This is a genomic window from Sulfurimonas sp. HSL3-1, assembly GCF_039645995.1.
In the GTDB taxonomy this organism is placed as follows: Bacteria; Campylobacterota; Campylobacteria; order Campylobacterales; family Sulfurimonadaceae; genus Thiomicrolovo; species Thiomicrolovo diazotrophicus.
Genome location: NZ_CP147920.1, coordinates 751,741 through 771,157 on the forward strand (window position 1 = coordinate 751,741; position 19,417 = coordinate 771,157).

The window sequence follows — 19,417 nt, forward strand, 5'->3', positions numbered from 1 at the left end:
TTGTATAAAAAATTCAAAAAAGTTGGATTTCCACTAAGTTATTTAATTTTTTGATAGTACAATTTTATCACATTGTTAACTAAGGAGTAGTAAGTTGAAAAACGTAATGACAGTGATTGCAGCCTTCTTCATCGCGATGATGGTGAGCGGATGTGCGACGATGCATATGGGATGGACTGCGGTAACGCAGCAGTATAAACTGGACGACGGCGCAATGGAAGCGTACGACAATATGTTTACGAAAGTTACCGAGTACGGCGACCCGGCAAGAGCGATGATGCAAGAGTGGAAAGTCAACGCGGATATTCCGAACGAGGACGTTGCCGAAACGATCAAGTCCCTTGCGGAAGAGTACAACATGCGTGTCACGGGTGACATCAAGATGTATACAAAAGACGATGCGAAGCCGGACGAAGTGAAGCATGCGCGTATCTTCTCCCTCTGTAGCCTTCCGATCGCGAAAGTGTTCCTGAACCACTCCCGTTATTACGGCGGTTTCATGCCGTGTCGTATCATGCTGGTTGAATACGGCAACGGTGACCGCTGGCTTGTCAGTATGGATATGACCCTCGCCATCCACGGCGGATACCCGCTGCCGGATGATATGCTCCAGATGGCACTCACCGTCAAAAAAGCGATGGACGAAGTCCCGGCGCGCGCAGCGATCGGCGATTTCTAAGAAGCCTTTTTCTTACCTCGGGGCGTGCTGAGGCACGTCTCACCCCTCCGTAACTCCCCCTAAGCCGTTTTAGCTATAATCTTTCCTTACAAAAACAACGTCATTGCAAGGGTTTTATGTCGTGTTACACAGCGAGATTGATGCAGTTCTCAACAGCAAAGACCGCCTGCTGACCGAGGTCTATTTTGACCTGCAGCGCCGTTTCGAGGAGAAATACGGCAGCGATACGGTCGTCTTCATGGAGATCGGTACCTTCTATGAAGTCTACGAGGTCAACAATGACGACATGCAGGTGGGCAAGGCCAAGGAGATGGCGGAGCTGCTCAATATCCAGCTGACCAAGAAAAACAAGAACATCCCCGAGAACAGCGTCAAAAACCCTTTTCTGGCGGGGGTGCCCTCCGTCTCCTTCGAGCGCTACCTGAACCGTCTGATCCAGGAACAACGCTACACGATCATCGTCATCCGCCAAAAGGGGGTGCCGCCGAAACTCAGCCGCTATATCGGCCAGATCATCTCCCCGGGCACCAACTTCGACCACACCGTCGACAACGACGACAACTACATCGTTTCCCTGCTGATCGACCGCCACAGGGAGATCTACAGTGTCGGTTACGCGGCCATCGACGTGACGACGGGAAAAACCTGGCTCTACGAGACCTACGGCACGAGCGAAGACCCCACCTACGCCCTGGACGAGATCTTTAACCTGCTCAACATCTATCGTACCACGGAGGTGGTGCTGACCTTCCTGGAGGGGGTGGAGAACCAAAAAGAGGTAATCCGCTACCTCGAGATCAGCGAGCACTACGCCTACAGCGTCAACCACGAGCGTCCCAAGATCGACTACCAGAACGAGCTGTTCCAGAACGTCTACCAGATCCAGTCGCTGCTCTCGCCGATTGAGCACCTCGATCTGGAGCGGCATCCCTTTGTTTCCGAAGCGCTGGCGACGCTGGTGCACTTCGTCATCGAGCACGACTACCATATCATCCAGAAGCTTGCCCGCCCGAAGATGATCGATAACACTCGCTATATGTACCTCGGCAACAACGCCCTGGAGCAGCTGGCCGTCCTCTCCAAAGACCGCAGCGATATGACGCTGCTGAAGCTCATTGACAAGAGCGTCACCGCCATCGGGAAGCGCCTGCTCAAAGAGCGGCTGCTCAACCCGATCCAGGAGCGCGGCGAGCTCGAACGCCGTTACGGCCTGATCGACCGTGTGATGCCGCACGTACGGATGCTCGGCGATGCCCTGCGGGGGGTCTACGACCTCGAACGTCTGCACCGCCGGATCGCCCTGGCGCGCCTGCACCCCTTCGAGATGAACTACGTCCACGCCTCGCTCGTCGGCATCCGTGAACTGATGGAGTTCGTCAAACGGCACAAGCTCATCAAGACCCCCTTCAGCGAGCAGGAGGTCGATACCTTTATCCGCGACATCGAACAGAGCATCGATCTGGAAGTGTCGCGCCGCTTCACCGTCAGCACCGTCGACGACAACTTCCTGCGCCGGGGCGTCGACGTGCAGGTGGACGCGCTGGTGGATGAGAACGCCCGGATGCTGCAGCACTTCGCGATCATCATGGATGCGATGGAGCGGATGCTCGGCGAGCAGGGGGCGGCCGCGGGCAGCGGCGGCTACGTCTCCCTGGGCGTCCTGGACAAAGAGGGGCACTACATCTCCATGAGCCGCACCCGCTGGGCGATGATCGAGAAGGAGTTCGCTTCCGGCAGCGTCGACCTGGGGGGCGAGACCGTCTGTTTCAGCGACTTCAGCGTCAAGCGCCTGACCAACAGTGTTAAGATCACCTCGGAACTGACGGAACAGCTTTCCGACAAGATTATGCGCAACCAGGCGAAGATCGTCGCCCTGGTCAAGGAGCGTTTCATCGCCCTGCAGCGCACTTTCGAGCGGCGTTATACGCTCCTGTTCGAGCGGATCATTGCCTACGTCGCCGACCTCGACGTCGCCGTCGCCTCCGCGCGGGCGGCGCAGCAGTACAACTTCGCCTGCCCGACCATCGTCGATGTGCACGAGGACGAGAACTTCCTGCAGCTCATGGCGCTGCGTCACCCGCTCATCGAGATCCAGGAGCGGCAGGGGGTCTACGTCCCCAACGACATTGTCATGGGCAACCGCGCCTACATGGACCTTCCCTATCCGGAGACCGTGATGCTCGATCCCGCCGTGCATGACGGGCACGAAGTCAACGGAGTGCTGCTCTACGGCATCAACTCCAGCGGGAAATCCTCCCTGATGAAGAGCATCGGGCTGGCCGTCTTGATGGCCCAGGCGGGCTTTTACGTGCCGGCGTCGTCGATGAAGTTCTCCCTTTTCGAGTCGCTCTTTACCCGGATCGTCTCCCGGGACAACCTGCAAAAGGGGCTCTCCACCTTCGCCGTCGAGATGATGGAACTCAAAAACATCTTCAACCGCGCCGGGACACGGTCGCTCATCCTCGGTGACGAGATCTCCCACGGCACCGAAACGCTTTCCGGTGTCGCCATCGTCGCGAGCGCGATCATGAAACTGGCGAAGCTGCGTTCCATCTTCCTCTTTGCCACCCACCTGCATCAACTGGCATCGATGGAGGAGATGCGGCGGCTGGAGAACGTCGTCGACCTGCACCTGAGCGTGGAGTACGACGAGGCGCTTGACCGTCTGATCTTCAACCGGGTGCTGCAGCCGGGCAGCGGCTCGAGCGTCTACGGGTTGGAGTTTGCGCGCTCCCTGCATATGGACCAGGAGTTCCTGGAGGCGGCGAACCGCATCCGCAAGCGCCTCTCCAACGACTTCGACGAACTGGAGCTGCTGGTCAAAAAACGCACCAGCAAGTACAACAAGGACCTCTTTGTTACCACTTGCGTCATCTGCGGGGCGAAGGCGGAGGATGTGCACCATATCGCCCACCAGGCCAGTGCGGACACCCGCGGCTTCATCGGCCATATGCCCGTCAACCACCGCCACAATCTCATCCCCCTCTGCCGGGATCACCACCGGGAGATCCATGAGGGAAAACTCGTCGTCAAAGGCTTCGTCATGACCTCCAACGGTCTGGAACTTGACGTCGAGGCTCAGTTGGCCAAACCGGCCGTTGTCACCGAGGAAGTACCGGAGATCAACGAAGCCGAAGTACCGGAACCACAGCCCGAAGCACCGGGAAAAGCCTCCATCGATATGGATGATTTTTAAGGGGATTGTCTATGGAGTTCAAGCCGCATTCGCAGGCACAGCTCAAAGCCCTTAGGGTGACAGCGGGAGAGGCCTACATGATCGAGTATCTGAACAAGGATTACTTCAACGGTGAAGAGACCGTCGAGCGCGGGAGAGGGACGGCCGTCGTGACGGAGCAGGGCATCTTCTTCAATGTCGAAGACCCTTACGGGATGGAAAAACTCATCATGCAGGCACGAGTGGTCGTCCGCGGCTGAAGCCGTATGGGGTGTTTGGACCGAAGACGTTATAATCCGGTAATTTGTTTGCCGGACAAGGAGAACAGAATGAAAAAAGTATTGACTATTTTGACCGTAACGCTGATGATGCTTGGCGGCTGTACCCAGGAGACGCAGAACAAGTTCGGCCATGGGCTGCAGAACTGGACGGGGACCAACGGCGTGCTCGACATCTACAGCGGCGGCAAGCTTGTGATGCGCTTCATCAAGATCGGAAAGATGAGTACAGGCAAGGGAACGGACGATGGTTCGCCGCGCCCTTTCCGTTACAGCTACGGCGTACTGGACAGCAACTTCAACTACGAAGTCGACAGCGGCGAGAAGAAGATCTATTTCGAGGTCAGCGACTATTCGACGGAGTATGTTTTCTATGAGAACCCGAAAGGCTGAGTTTGGACGTCATTGCACTTTTTAAGCACCTGATCGAACGCAAAAGCGAGACGCCGGACGATGGCGGTATCCTCGATTTCGTCGAGGGGTATCTTGACGGCTATACCGCGGTGCGCATTGACGTCGCCGAGGTGAAAAACCTCTTTATCTACAAACGTTTCGGCGAGGGGGAACACCTCTGTTTCGCGGGACATGTCGATGTTGTCCCGGCGGGCGAGGGGTGGGAGACGGACCCCTATACGGCCGTCGAGAAAGAGGGCAAGATCTACGGCCGCGGCGCGCAGGATATGAAAGCCGGCGTCTCGGCATTTCTGCAGGCGGTCAAAGAGACCGAGGCATTCCGGGGGACGCTTTCACTGTTGCTGACCTCCGACGAGGAGGGCCCCGCGAAACACGGCACCGTGGAACTGCTCAAATGGCTGCAGACGGAGGGGATGCTCCCCGATGCCTGCATCGTCGCCGAACCGACCTGCGAAGAGCGGTTCGGTGACGCCATCAAGGTCGGGCGCCGCGGCTCCATCAACGGCGTGATCGAGAAGCGGGGCAAACAGGGGCATGCCGCCTATCCGGAAAAAGCGAAGAACCCCATCCACAAAGTCGCCCAGGTGCTGCACCACATGGCGGGGGTAAACCTGGACGAGGGGGACGAATACTTCAGCCCCAGCCAGTTCGTCGTGACCGATATCCGCGCGGGTATGGAGGTGACCAACGTGACCCCGGGTAAGCTGAAGATGATGTTCAACGTCCGCAACTCCACAAAAACGGCCAAGGAAGATATCGAGGCCTTTGTCCACCGCTATTTCAAGGAGATGGACTACACCCTGAGCCTGGACCAGAGCGCGAAGCCCTTCGTCACCGATGCCAACACCCACATCGTCCGCACGATCGATGCGGCGATCGCATCGGTAACGGGGCTGAAGCCCAAGCACTCCACGGCGGGGGGAACATCTGACGCCCGCTTCATCGCCGAATACGGTATCGACGTCATCGAGTTCGGGGTGCGCAACGACACGATCCACGCCCCGAACGAATGCACGACGCCCGAGCAGGTCCGGGGGCTCTGCGACGTCTTTAAGCAGGTGATCGCGACCTACTGAACCTCCGCGCCCGCAGGGGCGACCCTCGCTTCATCGGCCTGAATATACTCCAGCATCGCCCTGGCGTGCTGCGAATAGCATACCAGCTGCTCCTCGTCGACAAACCGGCTGTTTTTCCGTTGCAGCCGCAGATAATCCTCATTATGATAGTAACTGAAGAAGACGCCGCTGTAGAAGAAATGGCGGCGGTTGAGCATGGCGACGACCTCGTCGATCTCCTCGATATGGTGAAGGTTGATGTCGGCATAGACCATTTCGCAGTGGTCGGTGTGCATCAGGTCGATCAGCTCATCGAGCGCCTCGTCATCGGGCAGCCCCTCGATAATGATGAATCCGACATTGATATAGGGGTTTAAATGGTGCGAAAGGAGCTGCCGGTTGGGATTGGCCGGTCTGCTGGCCGAATTTTCCACCTTCGCGCAGCGGTAGGCGGCTTCAATCTGCCCGGCATAACGCTGCGGCGGCAAGCAGTAGCGTTTATGGGTGTCAAAGACGAGAAAACTGATCATCGCTCCGCTGCGCAAGGAAGCCTTGATCTGGCGTTCGATCTCCGTCTGGGAAGGGACTTCGCCCAGCACGATTGCCGTTTCGCACATACCGTGGGAGAGGTTGGCTCTCTGGCTGTAGGGGTGCAGCATCAGCGCTTCGCCGTAGATGGCGTTGAGATGCATCGCCCTGGCGGTGGCGATGATCGTATCGAACATGCGGGTCATGATCCCCATCTTCTTGAATTCCGGGTCGACGGCGGCGATGGCGATTTCGGCGATTTCGGCGTGGCGGGAGAGCACCAGGGCGAAATGGCCGACAACGCGCACCCCGTAGACGGCGACAATAGAGACGACTTCCCGGTCCTGGTTGAGCTGCCGGATCTTGACGGGATCGTAGAACTGGCTCTTGTAGTAGGTGTAGTGGTAGTTTTTATAGATAAGTTGGGCGATCCCCTCGGCATCCGACTCATCGAAACGCCGGACATCAAGCCGCTGCAGGATCGTCTCCTTGTCCGGCAGTGCTGTCGAGGTCTTGCCGGTACGGATGTCATAGTTATGCTCGAAGGCCTGGATGACGCTGAAACGTTTTCCCCGGTTCTCAAGCATCGTGAACCAGAAACGGTCGACGAGGTCATAGATGCGGTAGAATCCCTTTTCATGCTGGGTAGTGTGGTCGACTGCCTCGCTCATAAAGGGGGTGAAATCAAAGGGAAGCCCGCTGTCCTCCACATCGATCTGCAACTGCCGCGGGGTAATAGTAAAACGGACCGTGACATCCATGTTCTCCAGTTTTTCATAGGCGTGTTCGACGACGTTTTCAAGCAACTGGTCGATCGCCTCGGAGAGCTGTTCAGGGCGGTGTAGTGGCAGCAGTTGCCTCAGGTGTTTGCAGGTGTAGCGCAAGAGGCCGAAGTGGGTTCTGCTGGTGAGGTGGATTTCGATGAGGTCACGCATCGTCCATCGCTTTCAGCGCCGCGAGGGCCATGATCTTCATGCCGTAGCGCAGGGCGTCGTCGTCGACATCGAAGCGGGCATTATGCTGGGCGACGCAGGTCCCTTTTTCCGGATCGCAGCTCCCCAGCCGGAAAAAGGCGCCGGGGACGATCTCGAGGTAGCGCCCGAAGTCCTCCCCGCCCATTACGGGGTCGGCGAGATCGATGACGTTTGTTTCTTCCAGTACCTCCGAAGCGGCGGCACGGACGATGTCGACCATGGCGTCGTGATTCTGCACCTCGGGAGAGCCGTAACGGTAGGAGAAGGCGTAGGTGGCGTGCATGGAGTCGCAGATTCCCCTGATAGAGACCTCCATCATCTCGGGGATGGCGTGACGCACATCATGGTTGACGGTCCGTACCGTACCGCACACCTTGACATGGTCGCAGATGACGTTGGGCGCTTTGCCCCCTTCGACGGTCCCCAGCGAGATGACGGCGGGATGAAGGGGGTCGATCCGCCGGGAGACGATATGGTTGAGGGAGTTCACCGCCATCGACATGACGAGGATGGCATCGACCCCTTCGTGGGGGCGGGCGCCGTGCGCACTTTTGCCGAAGATCTCGATCTCAAAGGTATCGGCAGAGGCGAGCATGACCCCGTATTTGTATCCGATCTGTCCGGTGTTGAGATAGGGGTAGGCGTGCAGCCCGAAGATCGCCTTCACGTTCTCGAGGGCCCCGTGGGCGATCATCTGGGCACTGCCCCCCTCGGTGATCTCTTCGGCGGGCTGGAATATGAAACGGAGGTTCTGCCCGAGGCTGCCTTCAATGCGCTTGAGCGCCAGGGCGGCCCCCAGCAGCACGGCGGTATGGGCATCGTGCCCGCAGGCGTGCATAATGCCCGGGGATTGCGAAGCATAGGCCCTCTCCGTGCGCTCCTGGATCGGCAGGGCGTCGATGTCGGCCCGCAGGGCGACGAAGGGGGCGTCCTCGTTCACGACGATCTCGGCGATCAGCCCGTAGTGTTCCTCGAAAGAGCGGACCTGCAGCCCCTCTGCTTCGAGGATCGCCTTGATCATCAGGGTCGTATGCTCTTCCGCGCCTGAGAGTTCGGGATGGGCGTGCAGTTCGTGCCGCAGCGTCACGATCCGCTCTTCGATGGCGTCAATCGTTTCGAACAGTGTGGTTTGCCGTGTTTCCATGCGTCACCTTCCCCGTTTGATTTGATTATAGTGCAGTCACATTAAAAGCAATCTTTGGTGCGCCGCGCTTTTCTTATGCTAAAATGGACCTACCATAGAGGGGGCTCATGCGCTATCTGCTGAATATTCTTTTTTTCGCCGCACTGCTCTTAGGCGCCCCGACGGAGTGGGCGAAGAGCCTGGACGATGCCAAACGGATAGCCGCGGCGGAGGGGAAACTGGTCTATGTGCTGATCACGGAGCCGGGTTGCCGCTGGTGCAAGCGCTTCAAACGTACGACGCTGCACGACCACGGGGTCCGCCGACGGCTCGATGAGATGGCCGTCGGGGTGGAGGTGGAGCGCGGCAGCGGCACCTACCCCGATACCCTCAAGGCGCTGATGATTCCGATGCACTATTTTTTAAGTCCCGATGAGAGGGTTTTGGTTAAAATGCCGGGCTACTGGAACATAGAGGATTTTATGTCCATACTCGACGATGTGGAAAGGAAACGAAAATAATGCAGTTTGTACAGACGGAAAACGCCCCGGCGGCAATCGGACCCTACTCGCAGGCGGTCAAAGTGAACGGGATGGTCTACACCTCCGGGCAGATCGCGCTGACCCCGGCGGGAGAGATGCTTGAGAACGATATCACGGTTCAGACGAAGCAGGTACTTGCCAACTTGACGGCGGTGCTTGAAGCGGCGGGCAGCGGCCTGGACAAGGTAATCAAAACGACGATCTTCCTGGACAGCATGGACGATTTTGCGACGGTGAACGCCATATATGCCGAAGCCTTCGGCGATCATAAGCCGGCGCGTTCGACAGTGGCGGTCAAAACCCTGCCCAAAAATGCCCTGGTGGAAATAGACGCGATCGCCCTTGCGGATTAAAGCCTTTTTGGCTATAATTCGCCCACTAAAAGAACAGGGACCTCTCTTGAAGACTGAGAGTGTAACCAGAGGAGCGCGCTGAAGTCGCGGCATGCGTGTCGTTGAAAGCGCTCCTCCATCCAGGTGCTAAAAGGCCTGATCGGAACTGATTGTCACGTTTTGATGAGTCGGATACACTCTGAGTCTTTAAGTTAGGGCACCTTTAGAAACTACCTTCGGATCTCAGAGGGTTTTTGAGGTATGAGGTTTTATTCGTTTTTTGTGAAGGCACAGCTAAAGCTGTGTCAAACGGAAAACGGAGGAAAGATCGTGCCTCAAAAAACATCCCGAAGGGCGTTACAGAGAAAGCCACACTCGGCGTTGCCGCTTCTCGACTTGGCTGCGGCCAGGTCTTCGAAGCGTCGCCTTGATTGTGACATTCTCTGTAACGCTGAGACCGAAGGTAGTTTCTAAAGGTGCCCTGGGGATTCTTTTCTATACATTACAAGGAAATGCTATGTACGCAATCATCAAAAACGGTGGCAAGCAGTATAAAGTGGAAGAGGGCGATATCCTTCTGCTTGACAAAATGAGCCTTGAGCCGAAAGCAACGCTCGAGATCAAAGAAGTGCTCGCGGTCAACGCCGGTGAGCTGAAAGTCGGTGCTCCTTTTGTTGACGGTGCGGTTGTGACTGCAGAAGTCATCAACGAAGGCCGCGACAAGAAAGTCACGATCTACAAAAAGCGCCGTCGTAAAGACAGCAAGCTCAAGCGCGGTTTCCGCCGCAGTTTCACACGCGTTCGCATCACGAAGATCGCGGCGTAATCTAGGAGGAGTTCGATATGGCACACAAGAAAGGTCAAGGTAGTACACAGAATAACCGCGATTCCGCGGGACGTAGACTTGGTGTGAAGAAATTCGGCGGCGAAGTTGTCAAAGCCGGAAACATCATCGTTCGCCAGCGTGGTACGAAAGTCCACCCGGGCCAGAACATCGGTATGGGCAAAGACCACACGCTTTACGCGCTGGTTGACGGCATCGTCCAGTTCGAGCGCAAAGATAAGACCCGCAAGCAGGTCTCTATCGTCCCGGCTTCCTAAGCCGCTTTTTTAACTACACGCCGCCCGAGCTTAGCTCGGCGCCGCTGCTTTCTATAAGAATCACCTTTATTTAACAGTATACTTCTAAACGGATGTCCAAGTCTTCTGTTGAGTGAAGCCCTACAAGGATTTAATGCATGTTTGTCGATCAGATCGAATTGGAATTGTCATCAGGGAAAGGCGGCGCCGGCTGTGTAGCGTTCCGCCGCGAGAAATTCGTCGTCAACGGCGGCCCGAACGGCGGGGACGGCGGACGGGGCGGGGACGTCTGGTTCCGCGTCGACAACAACACCCACACCCTGGCCCATTACCACGGCAAGCATAAGCTGGTGGCGGAAAACGGCCGCCCCGGTCTCGGCTCGAATATGACGGGCAAGTCTGCAGCGAAGCTCTTTGTGATCGTTCCCCCGGGGACCCAGGTATTCGATGCCGAAAGCGGCGAGCTGCTGATGGACCTGGTCAGCGAGGGGCAGGAGCAGAAGCTGCTGCAGGGCGGCAAGGGCGGCTTGGGGAACACCCACTTCAAATCCTCGACGAACCAGCGCCCGACCTATGCGCAGCCGGGTGAACCCGGAGAAACGCGCCGGGTCCGGCTGGAGCTCAAGCTTATCGCCGATGTCGGTCTGGTCGGATTCCCCAACGTCGGTAAATCGACGCTCATCTCGACGGTCTCCAATGCGACACCTGAGATCGCGAACTACGAATTTACGACCCTGACACCGAAACTGGGGCAGGTCCGCGTCAACGATTACGAATCTTTCGTGATGGCGGATATCCCGGGGATCATCGACGGCGCCAGCGAAGGGCGCGGTCTGGGACTGCAGTTCCTGCGCCATATCGAACGGACCAAAACGCTGCTTTTCATGATCGACCTGGCGTCGTACATGACGATGACCTACCAGTACGAGACGCTGCAGCAGGAGCTGGAACGTTTCAGTGAGATGCTCGCCACACGCGCTTTCGCCATTGCGCTGACCCGTGTCGACGCCCTCTCCAGAGAGGAAGCCGAGGAGAAGATCGCGGAGATGATGAAGCTGGTGGGGGTGTCCCCGTCGCAGAAGAGTCGCTACGGATTCGATGACGCCCTGCCGTTTTACGAGCAGGACCTCTCCGACGAATCCCAGAGTTTTGACCGGGAAAAACCCTTCTTCATGGTCCCGATCTCCTCGGTCGCCCATGAGAACATCAAGCCCCTCAACTTTGCGCTGCATACCCTGGTGGAGATGGAACGCGCGTGAAACGTATCGTCCTGAAGGTCGGCAGCGCCGTCCTCACCGAGAACAACCGCATCGCCCGCGACAGGATGCAAAACCTTGTCGACCTTATCGCCCGTCTCAAAGCGCGTTACGAGGTGATCCTTGTCTCCAGCGGCGCCGTAGCGGCGGGGTATACGGAGCTTAAGCTCGACAAGAGCGTTCTGGCGAACAAGCAGGCGCTCGCGTCCATCGGCCAGCCGCTGCTGCTCAACCGCTACAAGAAGAAGTTTGAGAAACACGGGATCCTGCCGGCGCAGGTCCTGGTGACGGCGGCCAACTTCTATACGGAGAGCCAGGCGGAAAAGGCCCGCAACACCATCGACACCCTGATCGAAAACGGGGTCGTGCCGATTATCAACGAAAACGACGCCACCGCCGTCGAGGAGCTGGTCCTGGGCGACAACGACCAGCTCTCCGCCTACACGGCGTACCACTTCAACGCCGATCTGCTGGTGATCCTCTCCGACATTAACGCCTATTACGACAAGGACCCGCACTGTCACGACGATGCCTGTGTCCGCCCGCTCGTACACGCCATCAAAGCGGAGGAGCTCTCGAAGGAGGTGACGCCGCACAACAGTTTTGCGACCGGGGGCATCGTCACCAAACTCAAAGCGGCGCATTTTCTCCTCGAACGGGGCCGCAGCATGTTCCTGGCCAGCGGCTTTGAACTGGAAGACGTCGAGAACTTCCTGCTGCATGACACCCAGAGCGGCGGGACGCTCTTCACCCCGGAGGTATCGGCATGAAAGTGATCTTTATGGGGACACCGGATTATGCCTCCCGGATCCTGGAAACGCTGATCGCTCAGCATGACATCGAGGTCGTCGCCGCTTACACCCAGCCGGACAAGCCCGTGGGTCGGAAAAAGGTACTGACGCCGCCGCCCGTCAAAACGGTGGCGGAGGCGGCGGGCATCCCCGTCTTTCAGCCCGAGCGTCTCCGCGACGAAGCGACGGTTGAGACGTTGCAAGCGATCCCCTGCGACTATATCGTCGTTGCCGCCTACGGGCAGATCCTGCCCAAAGCGGTGTTGGCACACGCCCCCTGCATCAACCTTCACGCCTCTATCCTGCCGCAGTACCGCGGCGCGAGTCCCATTCAGCAGAGCCTTCTGAACGGGGATAAAGAGACCGGCGTGACGGCGATGCTTATGGAAGAGGGGCTTGATACGGGCCCCATTCTTGCCACCCGCCGCATTGCCATCGGCGACGATGAAACGGTGGGGAGCCTTTTCGAACGGCTGACCGACCTCGCCGCGGACATGACGCCGGAGGTGCTGCGCTCCTATTCGACCCTGACACCGGTTCCGCAGAACGACGCCGATGCAAGCCTCTGCAAGAAGATCAGCAAAGCCGACGGCGAAGTCGCCTTTGACGACGCCCGTACCCTCTATAACAAGTACCGCGCTTTTACCCCCTGGCCGGGGGTCTATCTCTCCGGAGGCCTCAAACTGACGAAGATGCATCTGGCGGAGGAAGAGGGAAGCTTTGTACCGGGACGTATTCTTGCCGTTGAGAAATCACAGGTAAAGATCGGCTGCAGCACGGGGGCACTCTGGATCGAGACGGTCCAACCGCCGTCGAAAAAAGCGATGGCGGTCATTGACTACCTCAACGGGAAACGGCTCGGTCTTGACGATACGCTGGCTTGAGCGGGTCGATTCCACCCAGCGCTATCTCATCGATCAGCTCAAAAAGGGTGAGGTTGTGCCGCCATTTGCGGTAGTAGCGGACGTACAGGACGCGGGGCGCGGCAGCCGGGGGAACAGCTGGACGGGTTTGGAGGGGAATCTCTTTTTCTCTTTTGCCGTCGAACGCAGCGTTTTGCCTGCCGATCTCAAACTTGAATCCTCCTCCATCTATTTTGCCTTTCTGCTCAAAATGGTTCTTGAAGATGCGGGATCGGAAGTCTGGCTGAAGTGGCCGAACGATTTTTACATCGGGGAGCAGAAAATCGGCGGAACGATCACGACACTGCGACAAAATAGCCTTGTGTGCGGCATCGGGCTCAACTTGAAAAATGCCCCGGAGGGGTTCGCCGCTCTTGACATTGAAATTTCACGAAAAAAGTTATTAGATGATTATTTTTCAAGGGTGGAAGGATTTCCAAAATGGAAGGAAATCTTCAGACTATACGCGCTAGAATTTGACAAAAGCAGACGGTTCCAAACGCATAATAATCATCATAAATTTTCCTTAGAAAACGCGGTGTTGTGCGACGATGGATCGGTTATGTGTGACGGGCAAAGGATATACAGCCAGCGATGAGTGAAGTAATTGTAATCGCCAATCAAAAAGGCGGGGTAGGCAAGACGACGACTGCGGTAAATCTCGCGGCGTCCCTTGCCGTTGAAGGGAAAAAGGTGCTGCTGATCGATGCCGATCCCCAAGCCAATGCCACGACATCGCTGGGATATACCCGTAACGACTACGAGTTCAATATCTACCATGTATTGATCGGGGCAAAGAAGCTCGGCGACATCATCCTGACGACCGAACTGCCGATGCTGGATCTCGCACCCTCGAACATCGGCCTGGTCGGGGTGGAAAAAGAGTATTACGACTCCAGCCAGAGCAAAGGGCGCGAACTGATCATGAAAAAGGCGATCGCGCAGGTCAAAGAGCATTATGACTATGTCATTATCGATTCGCCGCCGGCGCTGGGACCGATGACGATCAACGCCCTGAGTGCCTCGAATTCGGTCATCATCCCGATCCAGTGCGAGTTTTTCGCCCTGGAGGGGCTGGCGCAGCTGCTCAACACGGTACGCCTGATCCGTAAAACGATCAACCCTGCGTTGGCGATCAAGGGATTCCTGCCGACGATGTACAGTTCCCAGAACAACCTTTCCAAGCAGGTCCTGGCGGACCTGCGCCAGCACTTCAAAGAGAAGCTCTTCACCGACGAGATGGACGACTGCATCGTCATCCCGCGCAACGTGAAACTGGCGGAAAGCCCCAGTTTCGGCAAACCCGCGGTCCTGTACGACGGACGTTCCAGCGGCTCCATGGCGTACCAGAACCTTGCCCAGGCTATCCTGGCGTAACGGATGGGTATGGCAAAAGCGAAATCCCTCGGACGCGGCCTGGGCGAACTGCTCGGAGAGATCGAAGAAGCCTACGATCACGAAATCCCCAAAAACGCCCAGGTCGTAGAGGTCCCCCTCTCACAGATACGGCCGAACCCTTTCCAGCCCCGGAAACATTTTGACGAAAAAGCGCTGAGTGAACTGGCCGCTTCTATCAAATCCCACGGCCTGATCCAGCCCATCGTCCTCGTCGAAGACGTCGACGGCTACATCCTCGTCGCGGGGGAGCGGCGCTGGCGTGCAAGCAAACTGGCGAAACTGAAGACGATTCGTGCCGTCATCGCCTCCCTGGACGAGGCGCAGATGCGCCAGCATGCGCTGATCGAAAATATCCAGCGCGAGCAGCTCAACGTCGTCGAACTGGCCCAGGCCTACGAAGAGCTGATCAACCTCCACGGTCTGACCCAGGAGGAGCTGGCGGCGGTGGTTCATAAAAGCCGCAGCCACATTACTAATACCCTCCGCCTTCTGCAGCTTTCCAAGAAAACCCTCTCCTCGTTGATCGACAGTACGATCAGTGCCGGGCATGCCAAGGTCCTCGTCGGGCTGACCGACAAGGAGCAGAAGGTGATGGTTGACTCTATCCACGGCCAGAAGCTTAGTGTCCGCGAGACGGAACAGATGGTCAAACGGTTGAAGAGCCGCGGCGAGCATGAAGTACAGGAGAAGCCGAAAGCCCCAGAATACGACCTCGGGGCCGTACGGAACGCCCTCGCAGACGGCGGGTTTACCGTGGCCTCCGGAACGAACAAAATCACCATCACTTTTCGCGATGAGCAGGAGATTGCCCGTTTTCTGGACATCCTCGGCTGACCGCTGCATTAATTTGTAACCAAAAAATTTCACCCTTTTGTAATTTTTCTCCTTTTTCGCTTTTTCACCTCCCAACTTAACAGGGTTTTTAATTTATAAGTTGTATAATCACGCAACTTTTAGGAGGTGATATGTTAGATATTAGTCCACTGCTGCTCATCAGTACAGCTGTTGTCTTCCTTATCCTTATCGCCGTTCTAAACGGTATGCTCTACAAACCTCTCTTCGCTTTCATGGAAAAACGTGACCAAGACATTCAGAACGATCTGGCGGAAATCGGCTCAAACGACGCCGAAGTCAGCGCACTGAACGAAACGGCAGATTCCATTATCAGCGAAGCACGTTTGCAAGCGGCTGCGGAACGGGAAAAAGTGATTGCGGATGCAAAAAAAGCGGCGGAAGCCGCCATCGGTGCCAAGCGTGCTGAGCTGGCCAAAGCCTACGATGCCTTTGAGGCGGAACTTGCGACAGAGCGCGATAACCTCCGCTCAGCGCTTGCTGCAGAGGTCCCGGCTTACGTCGAGGCTGTTAACGCCAAGATCAGCAAGATATAAGGAGATATGATGAAAAAACTGTTGGTAATGACCCTGTTCGTTTCAGCATCGCTCTTTGCTTCATCCGGTGCCGAGCACGGTGCGACAGATATTCTTCCGCGTACGGTCAACTTCCTGATCTTCGCCGGAATCCTGTGGTATTTGCTGGCGAAGCCGGTCAAGGGATTCTTCACCGGTCGTGCCGGTGAAATCGCCGACCGTCTGAACAGCATTCAGGAGAAACTGCGTGCCTCCGAAGCGGAAAAAACCGCTGCGGAAGCGCGTGTCGAAGAGGCAAAAACCTTTGCGGCAGAACTGACGGCGACAACGGAAAAAGAGAAAGAGGTTCTCAAGAAACAGATTGAAGTCCAGTCTGCCAATGAGATCGCCGTTCTCGAAAAACAGATGAAAGACAAAGAGGGCCTCGCGGAACGCCAGATGGTGCGCGGCGTCGTTGAAACTGTTCTTTCAGACGTAACGGCACAGAGTACAGCTTCTCTCGACAAAGAGAAGATGGCTGACATCATTATGAAGAAGGTGGCTTAATGGAAGCGATGATCGCACAACGTTACGTCAAAGCCCTCACTTCCATGATGGATGCCGAGGCTCTTGCCAATACGAAAACCCTTTTTGATGCACTCGCAGACGCTTATAAAGAGAAAGCGTTTGCCGATATCATCAATGACCCCCAGATTGGCGACGCTGCGAAAGAAGAGCTCCTGCTCGCCATCGTAGCGGGTGCTGACAGCAGCGCAGTGAACAATCTGATCAAACTGCTGGTCGAGAAAAAGCGCCTGACGGTTATCCCGGCGATTGCGGAGTCACTCCGCCTGACACTGGCAGGGATGAACAAAACCTATGAAGGCAAGGTCTACAGCAACACGGAGGTTGAAGCATCGACCCTCGCGGCGCTGAGCAGTGACCTGGGTAAAAAGATGGATGCGACGATCACGCTCGCTTTCGTCGCATCGGATTATGACGGTATCAAAGTTGAAGTGGAGGACCTCGGTGTCGAGGTCAGCCTCTCGAAGAGCCGCATGAACGCTCAACTGGTTGAGCACATCTTAAAAGCAATTTGATCTTGGAAAGGAGATAGCATAGTGGTAGCAAAAGTACAAGCAGATGAAATCAGTTCAATTATCAAAGAACGTATTGAAAACTTTGAACTGAACGTCGAGATTAATGAAACAGGGAAGATCGTCTCTTACGGAGACGGTGTTGCTCAGGTCTATGGCCTGTCCAATGCAATGGCCGGTGAAATGGTCGAATTCGAAGACGGGACTCAGGGTCTTGTCCTCAACCTCGAAGAGAGCAGCGTCGGTGTTGTTATCCTCGGTAAAAGCGGTGCACTGCGCGAAGGCATGAGCGTCAAGCGCCTGGGCAAACTGCTGCGCGTACCGGTCGGTGACGCACTGCTGGGTCGCGTTGTCAACGCCCTGGGTGAGCCTATTGACGGCAAAGGCCCGATCGAAGCAACGGAAAACCGTTTCGTCGAAGAGAAAGCACCGGGCATCATGGCACGTAAGTCCGTCCATGAACCGATGGCAACGGGTATCAAGTCTATTGACGCCCTCGTGCCGATCGGCCGCGGTCAGCGCGAGCTGATCATCGGTGACCGCCAGACAGGTAAAACCACTGTTGCACTCGACACGATCATCAACCAGAAAGGCAACGGCGTTGTCTGTATCTACGTTGCTGTCGGTCAGAAAGAGTCTACGGTCGCTCAGGTCGTCCGTCGCCTCGAAGAGCACGGTGCCCTCGAGTACACTATCATCGTTTCCGCGACAGCGTCTGAAGCGGCTGCACTGCAGTTCCTCGCACCGTACACGGGTGTCACGATGGGTGAATACTTCCGTGACAACGCTCGCCACGGTCTGATCGTTTACGATGACCTTTCCAAGCATGCGGTCGCTTACCGTGAAATGTCCCTGATCCTCCGCCGCCCTCCGGGTCGCGAAGCGTTCCCGGGTGACGTCTTCTATCTCCACTCCCGCCTCCTCGAGCGTGCTGCGAAGCTCAACGATGAGAAAGGTGCAGGTTCACTGACGGCGCTGCCGATCATTGAAACGCAGGCTGGTGACGTTGCGGCATACATCCCGACGAACGTCATCTCCATTACCGACGGACAGATCTTCCTCGAGACTGACCTGTTCAACTCCGGTATCCGCCCGGCGATCAACGTTGGTCTCTCCGTATCACGCGTCGGTGGTGCTGCACAGATCAAAGCAACCAAGCAGGTTGCCGGTACACTGCGCCTCGACCTGGCTCAGTACCGCGAACTCCAGGCGTTCGCCCAGTTCGCTTCCGACCTCGACGAAGTCAGCCGCAAGCAGCTCGAGCGTGGTCAGCGCATGGTCGAAGTTCTGAAGCAGCCGCCGTACTCTCCGCTGACAGCTGAGAAGCAGGCACTGGTCATCTTCGCGGGTAACGAAGGTTACCTCGACGATCTGCCGGCAAGCAGCGTTGTCAAGTTCGAAGCAGAACTGTATCCGTTCGTGGAAGCTTCTTATCCTCAGATTTTCGAGAACATCCGTTCTACATCCAAAATCGATGATGAGACGAGTGCACTGATGAAAAAAGCGATCGAAGAGTTCAAAGCGTCTTTCGTCGCTGAGTAAGGACCATCATGGCCAACTTAAAAGATATTCAACGACAGATCAAGAGTGTCTCTAGCACGCAGAAGACGACACGTGCGATGAAGCTCGTCTCCACGGCGAAACTCCGTCGTGCGGAAGAGCTCGCAAAGCGCTCACGTCTTTTTGCCGAAAAAACGAATGCCATGATCTCTGAACTGGCCAGCCAGATCGAATGTATGAAGATCGGCGGTATCGAAAACCGCGCGTTCTCCGAGATTGAAGCGCCGAAAATGGTCGATATCATTTTCGTGACGGCCGACAAGGGTCTCTGTGGCGGCTTCAATATGCAGACGATCAAAGCCGTTCGCAAGCTGATGGCCGAGTTTAAAGACGAGAAGGTGAAAGTCCGCCTTCGCGGTATCGGCAAGAAAGGGATCGAGTTCTTCAACTACAACCAGGTGGAGATGCTCGACGAAGAGATCGGTCTGAGCTCTGCGCCGGACATGGATCGCGCCGCCGAGTTCATGGATGCATCCATCCAGGACTTCAAAGACGGCAAGATCGACGGCGTCTATGTCGTCTACAACGGCTACAAGAACGTCATCACGCAGGAACTCCACGTCAACCGCATCATGCCGGTCGATACGGAAGAGTTTGACTGTAACGACGTTAGCAAAGGTTCCCTGCTGGAACTGGAAGCGGAAGACAGTGAAAAGATGCTGGACGCCCTGCTGACAAAGTATGCCGAGTACAACATGTACTACGCCCTGATCGATTCGGTCGCGGCGGAGCACTCTGCACGTATGCAGGCGATGGATGCGGCTACGAACAACGCCAAAGAGATGGTGAAGAAACTGACAGTCCAATACAACAAGGCGCGTCAGGAAGCAATTACGACCGAGCTGATCGAAATCATCAGCGGCGTCGAATCGATGAAATAGGAGGAA

General features: G+C 56.4%; 22 protein-coding genes. 20 read left to right on the forward strand and 2 right to left on the reverse strand.

The window, feature by feature from the left end; translation table 11 throughout:
* The first annotated feature begins 94 nt into the window (after positions 1–94).
* The 5 genes from WCY31_RS03845 to dapE all read left to right on the forward strand — a co-directional run bounded on the left by WCY31_RS03845 (position 95) and on the right by dapE (position 5,622).
* Entirely contained in the window at positions 95–679 is a 585-nt protein-coding gene (locus tag WCY31_RS03845; protein WP_345973214.1) for a DUF302 domain-containing protein, read from the forward strand.
* A 121-nt stretch (positions 680–800) separates the two neighbouring features.
* Entirely contained in the window at positions 801–3,875 is a 3,075-nt protein-coding gene (locus WCY31_RS03850; RefSeq protein ID WP_345973216.1) for a MutS-related protein, read from the forward strand.
* An 11-nt stretch (positions 3,876–3,886) separates the two neighbouring features.
* Positions 3,887–4,114, forward strand: a complete 228-nt coding sequence (locus WCY31_RS03855; RefSeq protein ID WP_345973218.1) for a hypothetical protein — start codon at positions 3,887–3,889, stop codon at positions 4,112–4,114.
* A 69-nt stretch (positions 4,115–4,183) separates the two neighbouring features.
* Positions 4,184–4,525, forward strand: coding sequence for a hypothetical protein (locus WCY31_RS03860; protein ID WP_345970952.1), 342 nt, complete (start codon positions 4,184–4,186; stop codon positions 4,523–4,525).
* A gap of 2 nt (positions 4,526–4,527) precedes the next feature.
* Entirely contained in the window at positions 4,528–5,622 is a 1,095-nt protein-coding gene (gene dapE, locus WCY31_RS03865) for a succinyl-diaminopimelate desuccinylase (protein WP_345973220.1), read from the forward strand.
* On the opposite strand, the gene WCY31_RS03870 is transcribed toward dapE, so the two are convergent.
* A complete protein-coding gene (locus tag WCY31_RS03870) occupies positions 5,616–7,064 on the reverse strand; it encodes an ATP-binding protein (RefSeq protein WP_345973222.1) in 1,449 nt (482 codons plus the stop codon). The genes dapE and WCY31_RS03870 overlap by 7 nt on opposite strands.
* Positions 7,057–8,247 carry an amidohydrolase gene (locus WCY31_RS03875; protein WP_345973223.1) on the reverse strand — a complete coding sequence of 397 codons (1,191 nt, stop codon included), beginning with the start codon at positions 8,245–8,247 and terminating at the stop codon, positions 7,057–7,059. The genes WCY31_RS03870 and WCY31_RS03875 overlap by 8 nt, the downstream gene beginning before the upstream one ends.
* Positions 8,248–8,354: 107 nt before the next feature.
* On the opposite strand from WCY31_RS03875, the gene WCY31_RS03880 reads away from it, so the two are divergent.
* The 15 genes from WCY31_RS03880 (at position 8,355) to atpG (ending at position 19,411) form a co-directional block, all read left to right on the forward strand.
* Positions 8,355–8,747 carry a thioredoxin family protein gene (locus tag WCY31_RS03880; RefSeq protein ID WP_345973225.1) on the forward strand — a complete coding sequence of 131 codons (393 nt, stop codon included), beginning with the start codon at positions 8,355–8,357 and terminating at the stop codon, positions 8,745–8,747.
* Positions 8,747–9,121: a RidA family protein gene (locus WCY31_RS03885; protein WP_345973226.1), complete on the forward strand. Its 375-nt coding sequence runs from the start codon at positions 8,747–8,749 to the stop codon at positions 9,119–9,121. Before WCY31_RS03880 ends, WCY31_RS03885 begins: the two co-directional genes overlap by 1 nt.
* Before the next feature lie 496 nt (positions 9,122–9,617).
* Positions 9,618–9,926: a 50S ribosomal protein L21 gene (gene rplU, locus WCY31_RS03890; protein WP_231020522.1), complete on the forward strand. Its 309-nt coding sequence runs from the start codon at positions 9,618–9,620 to the stop codon at positions 9,924–9,926.
* A 17-nt stretch (positions 9,927–9,943) separates the two neighbouring features.
* Positions 9,944–10,201 (forward strand): 50S ribosomal protein L27, encoded by a 258-nt coding sequence (gene rpmA / locus WCY31_RS03895; RefSeq protein WP_231020523.1) that lies wholly within the window; start codon positions 9,944–9,946, stop codon positions 10,199–10,201.
* 137 nt (positions 10,202–10,338) lie between these two features.
* Positions 10,339–11,439, forward strand: a complete 1,101-nt coding sequence (gene obgE, locus WCY31_RS03900) for a GTPase ObgE (protein WP_345973227.1) — start codon at positions 10,339–10,341, stop codon at positions 11,437–11,439.
* Complete coding sequence (gene proB, locus WCY31_RS03905; RefSeq protein WP_345973229.1) at positions 11,436–12,206, forward strand: glutamate 5-kinase; 771 nt, start codon at positions 11,436–11,438, stop codon at positions 12,204–12,206. Before obgE ends, proB begins: the two co-directional genes overlap by 4 nt.
* Entirely contained in the window at positions 12,203–13,111 is a 909-nt protein-coding gene (gene fmt / locus WCY31_RS03910) for a methionyl-tRNA formyltransferase (protein ID WP_345973230.1), read from the forward strand. The genes proB and fmt overlap by 4 nt, the downstream gene beginning before the upstream one ends.
* The gene (locus tag WCY31_RS03915; RefSeq protein ID WP_345973232.1) at positions 13,092–13,727 is read left to right on the forward strand and encodes a biotin--[acetyl-CoA-carboxylase] ligase; all 636 of its coding nucleotides are present in this window, start codon (positions 13,092–13,094) and stop codon (positions 13,725–13,727) included. The genes fmt and WCY31_RS03915 overlap by 20 nt, the downstream gene beginning before the upstream one ends.
* Positions 13,724–14,506, forward strand: coding sequence for an AAA family ATPase (locus tag WCY31_RS03920; RefSeq protein ID WP_345973233.1), 783 nt, complete (start codon positions 13,724–13,726; stop codon positions 14,504–14,506). Before WCY31_RS03915 ends, WCY31_RS03920 begins: the two co-directional genes overlap by 4 nt.
* Before the next feature lie 9 nt (positions 14,507–14,515).
* Positions 14,516–15,361, forward strand: a complete 846-nt coding sequence (locus tag WCY31_RS03925; RefSeq protein ID WP_345970962.1) for a ParB/RepB/Spo0J family partition protein — start codon at positions 14,516–14,518, stop codon at positions 15,359–15,361.
* Positions 15,362–15,492: 131 nt separating this feature from the next.
* Positions 15,493–15,915, forward strand: coding sequence for a F0F1 ATP synthase subunit B' (locus WCY31_RS03930; protein WP_345970963.1), 423 nt, complete (start codon positions 15,493–15,495; stop codon positions 15,913–15,915).
* Between the two features lie 6 nt (positions 15,916–15,921).
* Positions 15,922–16,440: a F0F1 ATP synthase subunit B gene (locus WCY31_RS03935; protein ID WP_345973235.1), complete on the forward strand. Its 519-nt coding sequence runs from the start codon at positions 15,922–15,924 to the stop codon at positions 16,438–16,440.
* Complete coding sequence (locus WCY31_RS03940) at positions 16,440–16,973, forward strand: F0F1 ATP synthase subunit delta (RefSeq protein ID WP_345970965.1); 534 nt, start codon at positions 16,440–16,442, stop codon at positions 16,971–16,973. The genes WCY31_RS03935 and WCY31_RS03940 overlap by 1 nt, the downstream gene beginning before the upstream one ends.
* A gap of 21 nt (positions 16,974–16,994) precedes the next feature.
* The gene (atpA, locus tag WCY31_RS03945) at positions 16,995–18,512 is read left to right on the forward strand and encodes a F0F1 ATP synthase subunit alpha (RefSeq protein ID WP_345970967.1); all 1,518 of its coding nucleotides are present in this window, start codon (positions 16,995–16,997) and stop codon (positions 18,510–18,512) included.
* An 8-nt stretch (positions 18,513–18,520) separates the two neighbouring features.
* Positions 18,521–19,411: an ATP synthase F1 subunit gamma gene (atpG, locus tag WCY31_RS03950; RefSeq protein WP_345973236.1), complete on the forward strand. Its 891-nt coding sequence runs from the start codon at positions 18,521–18,523 to the stop codon at positions 19,409–19,411.
* Positions 19,412–19,417 lie beyond the last annotated feature (6 nt).

What these genes read in the sequence shown, in the direction of transcription:
- WCY31_RS03855 (WP_345973218.1), top strand. Translation starts at nt 3,887, where the DNA reads ATGGAGTTCAAGCCGCATTCGCAGGCACAGCTCAAAGCCCTTAGGGTG.
- WCY31_RS03860 (WP_345970952.1), top strand. Translation starts at nt 4,184, where the DNA reads ATGAAAAAAGTATTGACTATTTTGACCGTAACGCTGATGATGCTTGGC.
- WCY31_RS03870 (WP_345973222.1), bottom strand. Translation starts at nt 7,064, where the DNA reads ATGCGTGACCTCATCGAAATCCACCTCACCAGCAGAACCCACTTCGGC.
- WCY31_RS03875 (WP_345973223.1), bottom strand. Translation starts at nt 8,247, where the DNA reads ATGGAAACACGGCAAACCACACTGTTCGAAACGATTGACGCCATCGAA.
- WCY31_RS03880 (WP_345973225.1), top strand. Translation starts at nt 8,355, where the DNA reads ATGCGCTATCTGCTGAATATTCTTTTTTTCGCCGCACTGCTCTTAGGC.
- WCY31_RS03885 (WP_345973226.1), top strand. Translation starts at nt 8,747, where the DNA reads ATGCAGTTTGTACAGACGGAAAACGCCCCGGCGGCAATCGGACCCTAC.
- rplU (WP_231020522.1), top strand. Translation starts at nt 9,618, where the DNA reads ATGTACGCAATCATCAAAAACGGTGGCAAGCAGTATAAAGTGGAAGAG.
- rpmA (WP_231020523.1), top strand. Translation starts at nt 9,944, where the DNA reads ATGGCACACAAGAAAGGTCAAGGTAGTACACAGAATAACCGCGATTCC.
- obgE (WP_345973227.1), top strand. Translation starts at nt 10,339, where the DNA reads ATGTTTGTCGATCAGATCGAATTGGAATTGTCATCAGGGAAAGGCGGC.
- fmt (WP_345973230.1), top strand. Translation starts at nt 12,203, where the DNA reads ATGAAAGTGATCTTTATGGGGACACCGGATTATGCCTCCCGGATCCTG.
- WCY31_RS03920 (WP_345973233.1), top strand. Translation starts at nt 13,724, where the DNA reads ATGAGTGAAGTAATTGTAATCGCCAATCAAAAAGGCGGGGTAGGCAAG.
- WCY31_RS03925 (WP_345970962.1), top strand. Translation starts at nt 14,516, where the DNA reads ATGGCAAAAGCGAAATCCCTCGGACGCGGCCTGGGCGAACTGCTCGGA.
- WCY31_RS03930 (WP_345970963.1), top strand. Translation starts at nt 15,493, where the DNA reads ATGTTAGATATTAGTCCACTGCTGCTCATCAGTACAGCTGTTGTCTTC.
- WCY31_RS03935 (WP_345973235.1), top strand. Translation starts at nt 15,922, where the DNA reads ATGATGAAAAAACTGTTGGTAATGACCCTGTTCGTTTCAGCATCGCTC.
- WCY31_RS03940 (WP_345970965.1), top strand. Translation starts at nt 16,440, where the DNA reads ATGGAAGCGATGATCGCACAACGTTACGTCAAAGCCCTCACTTCCATG.
- atpG (WP_345973236.1), top strand. Translation starts at nt 18,521, where the DNA reads ATGGCCAACTTAAAAGATATTCAACGACAGATCAAGAGTGTCTCTAGC.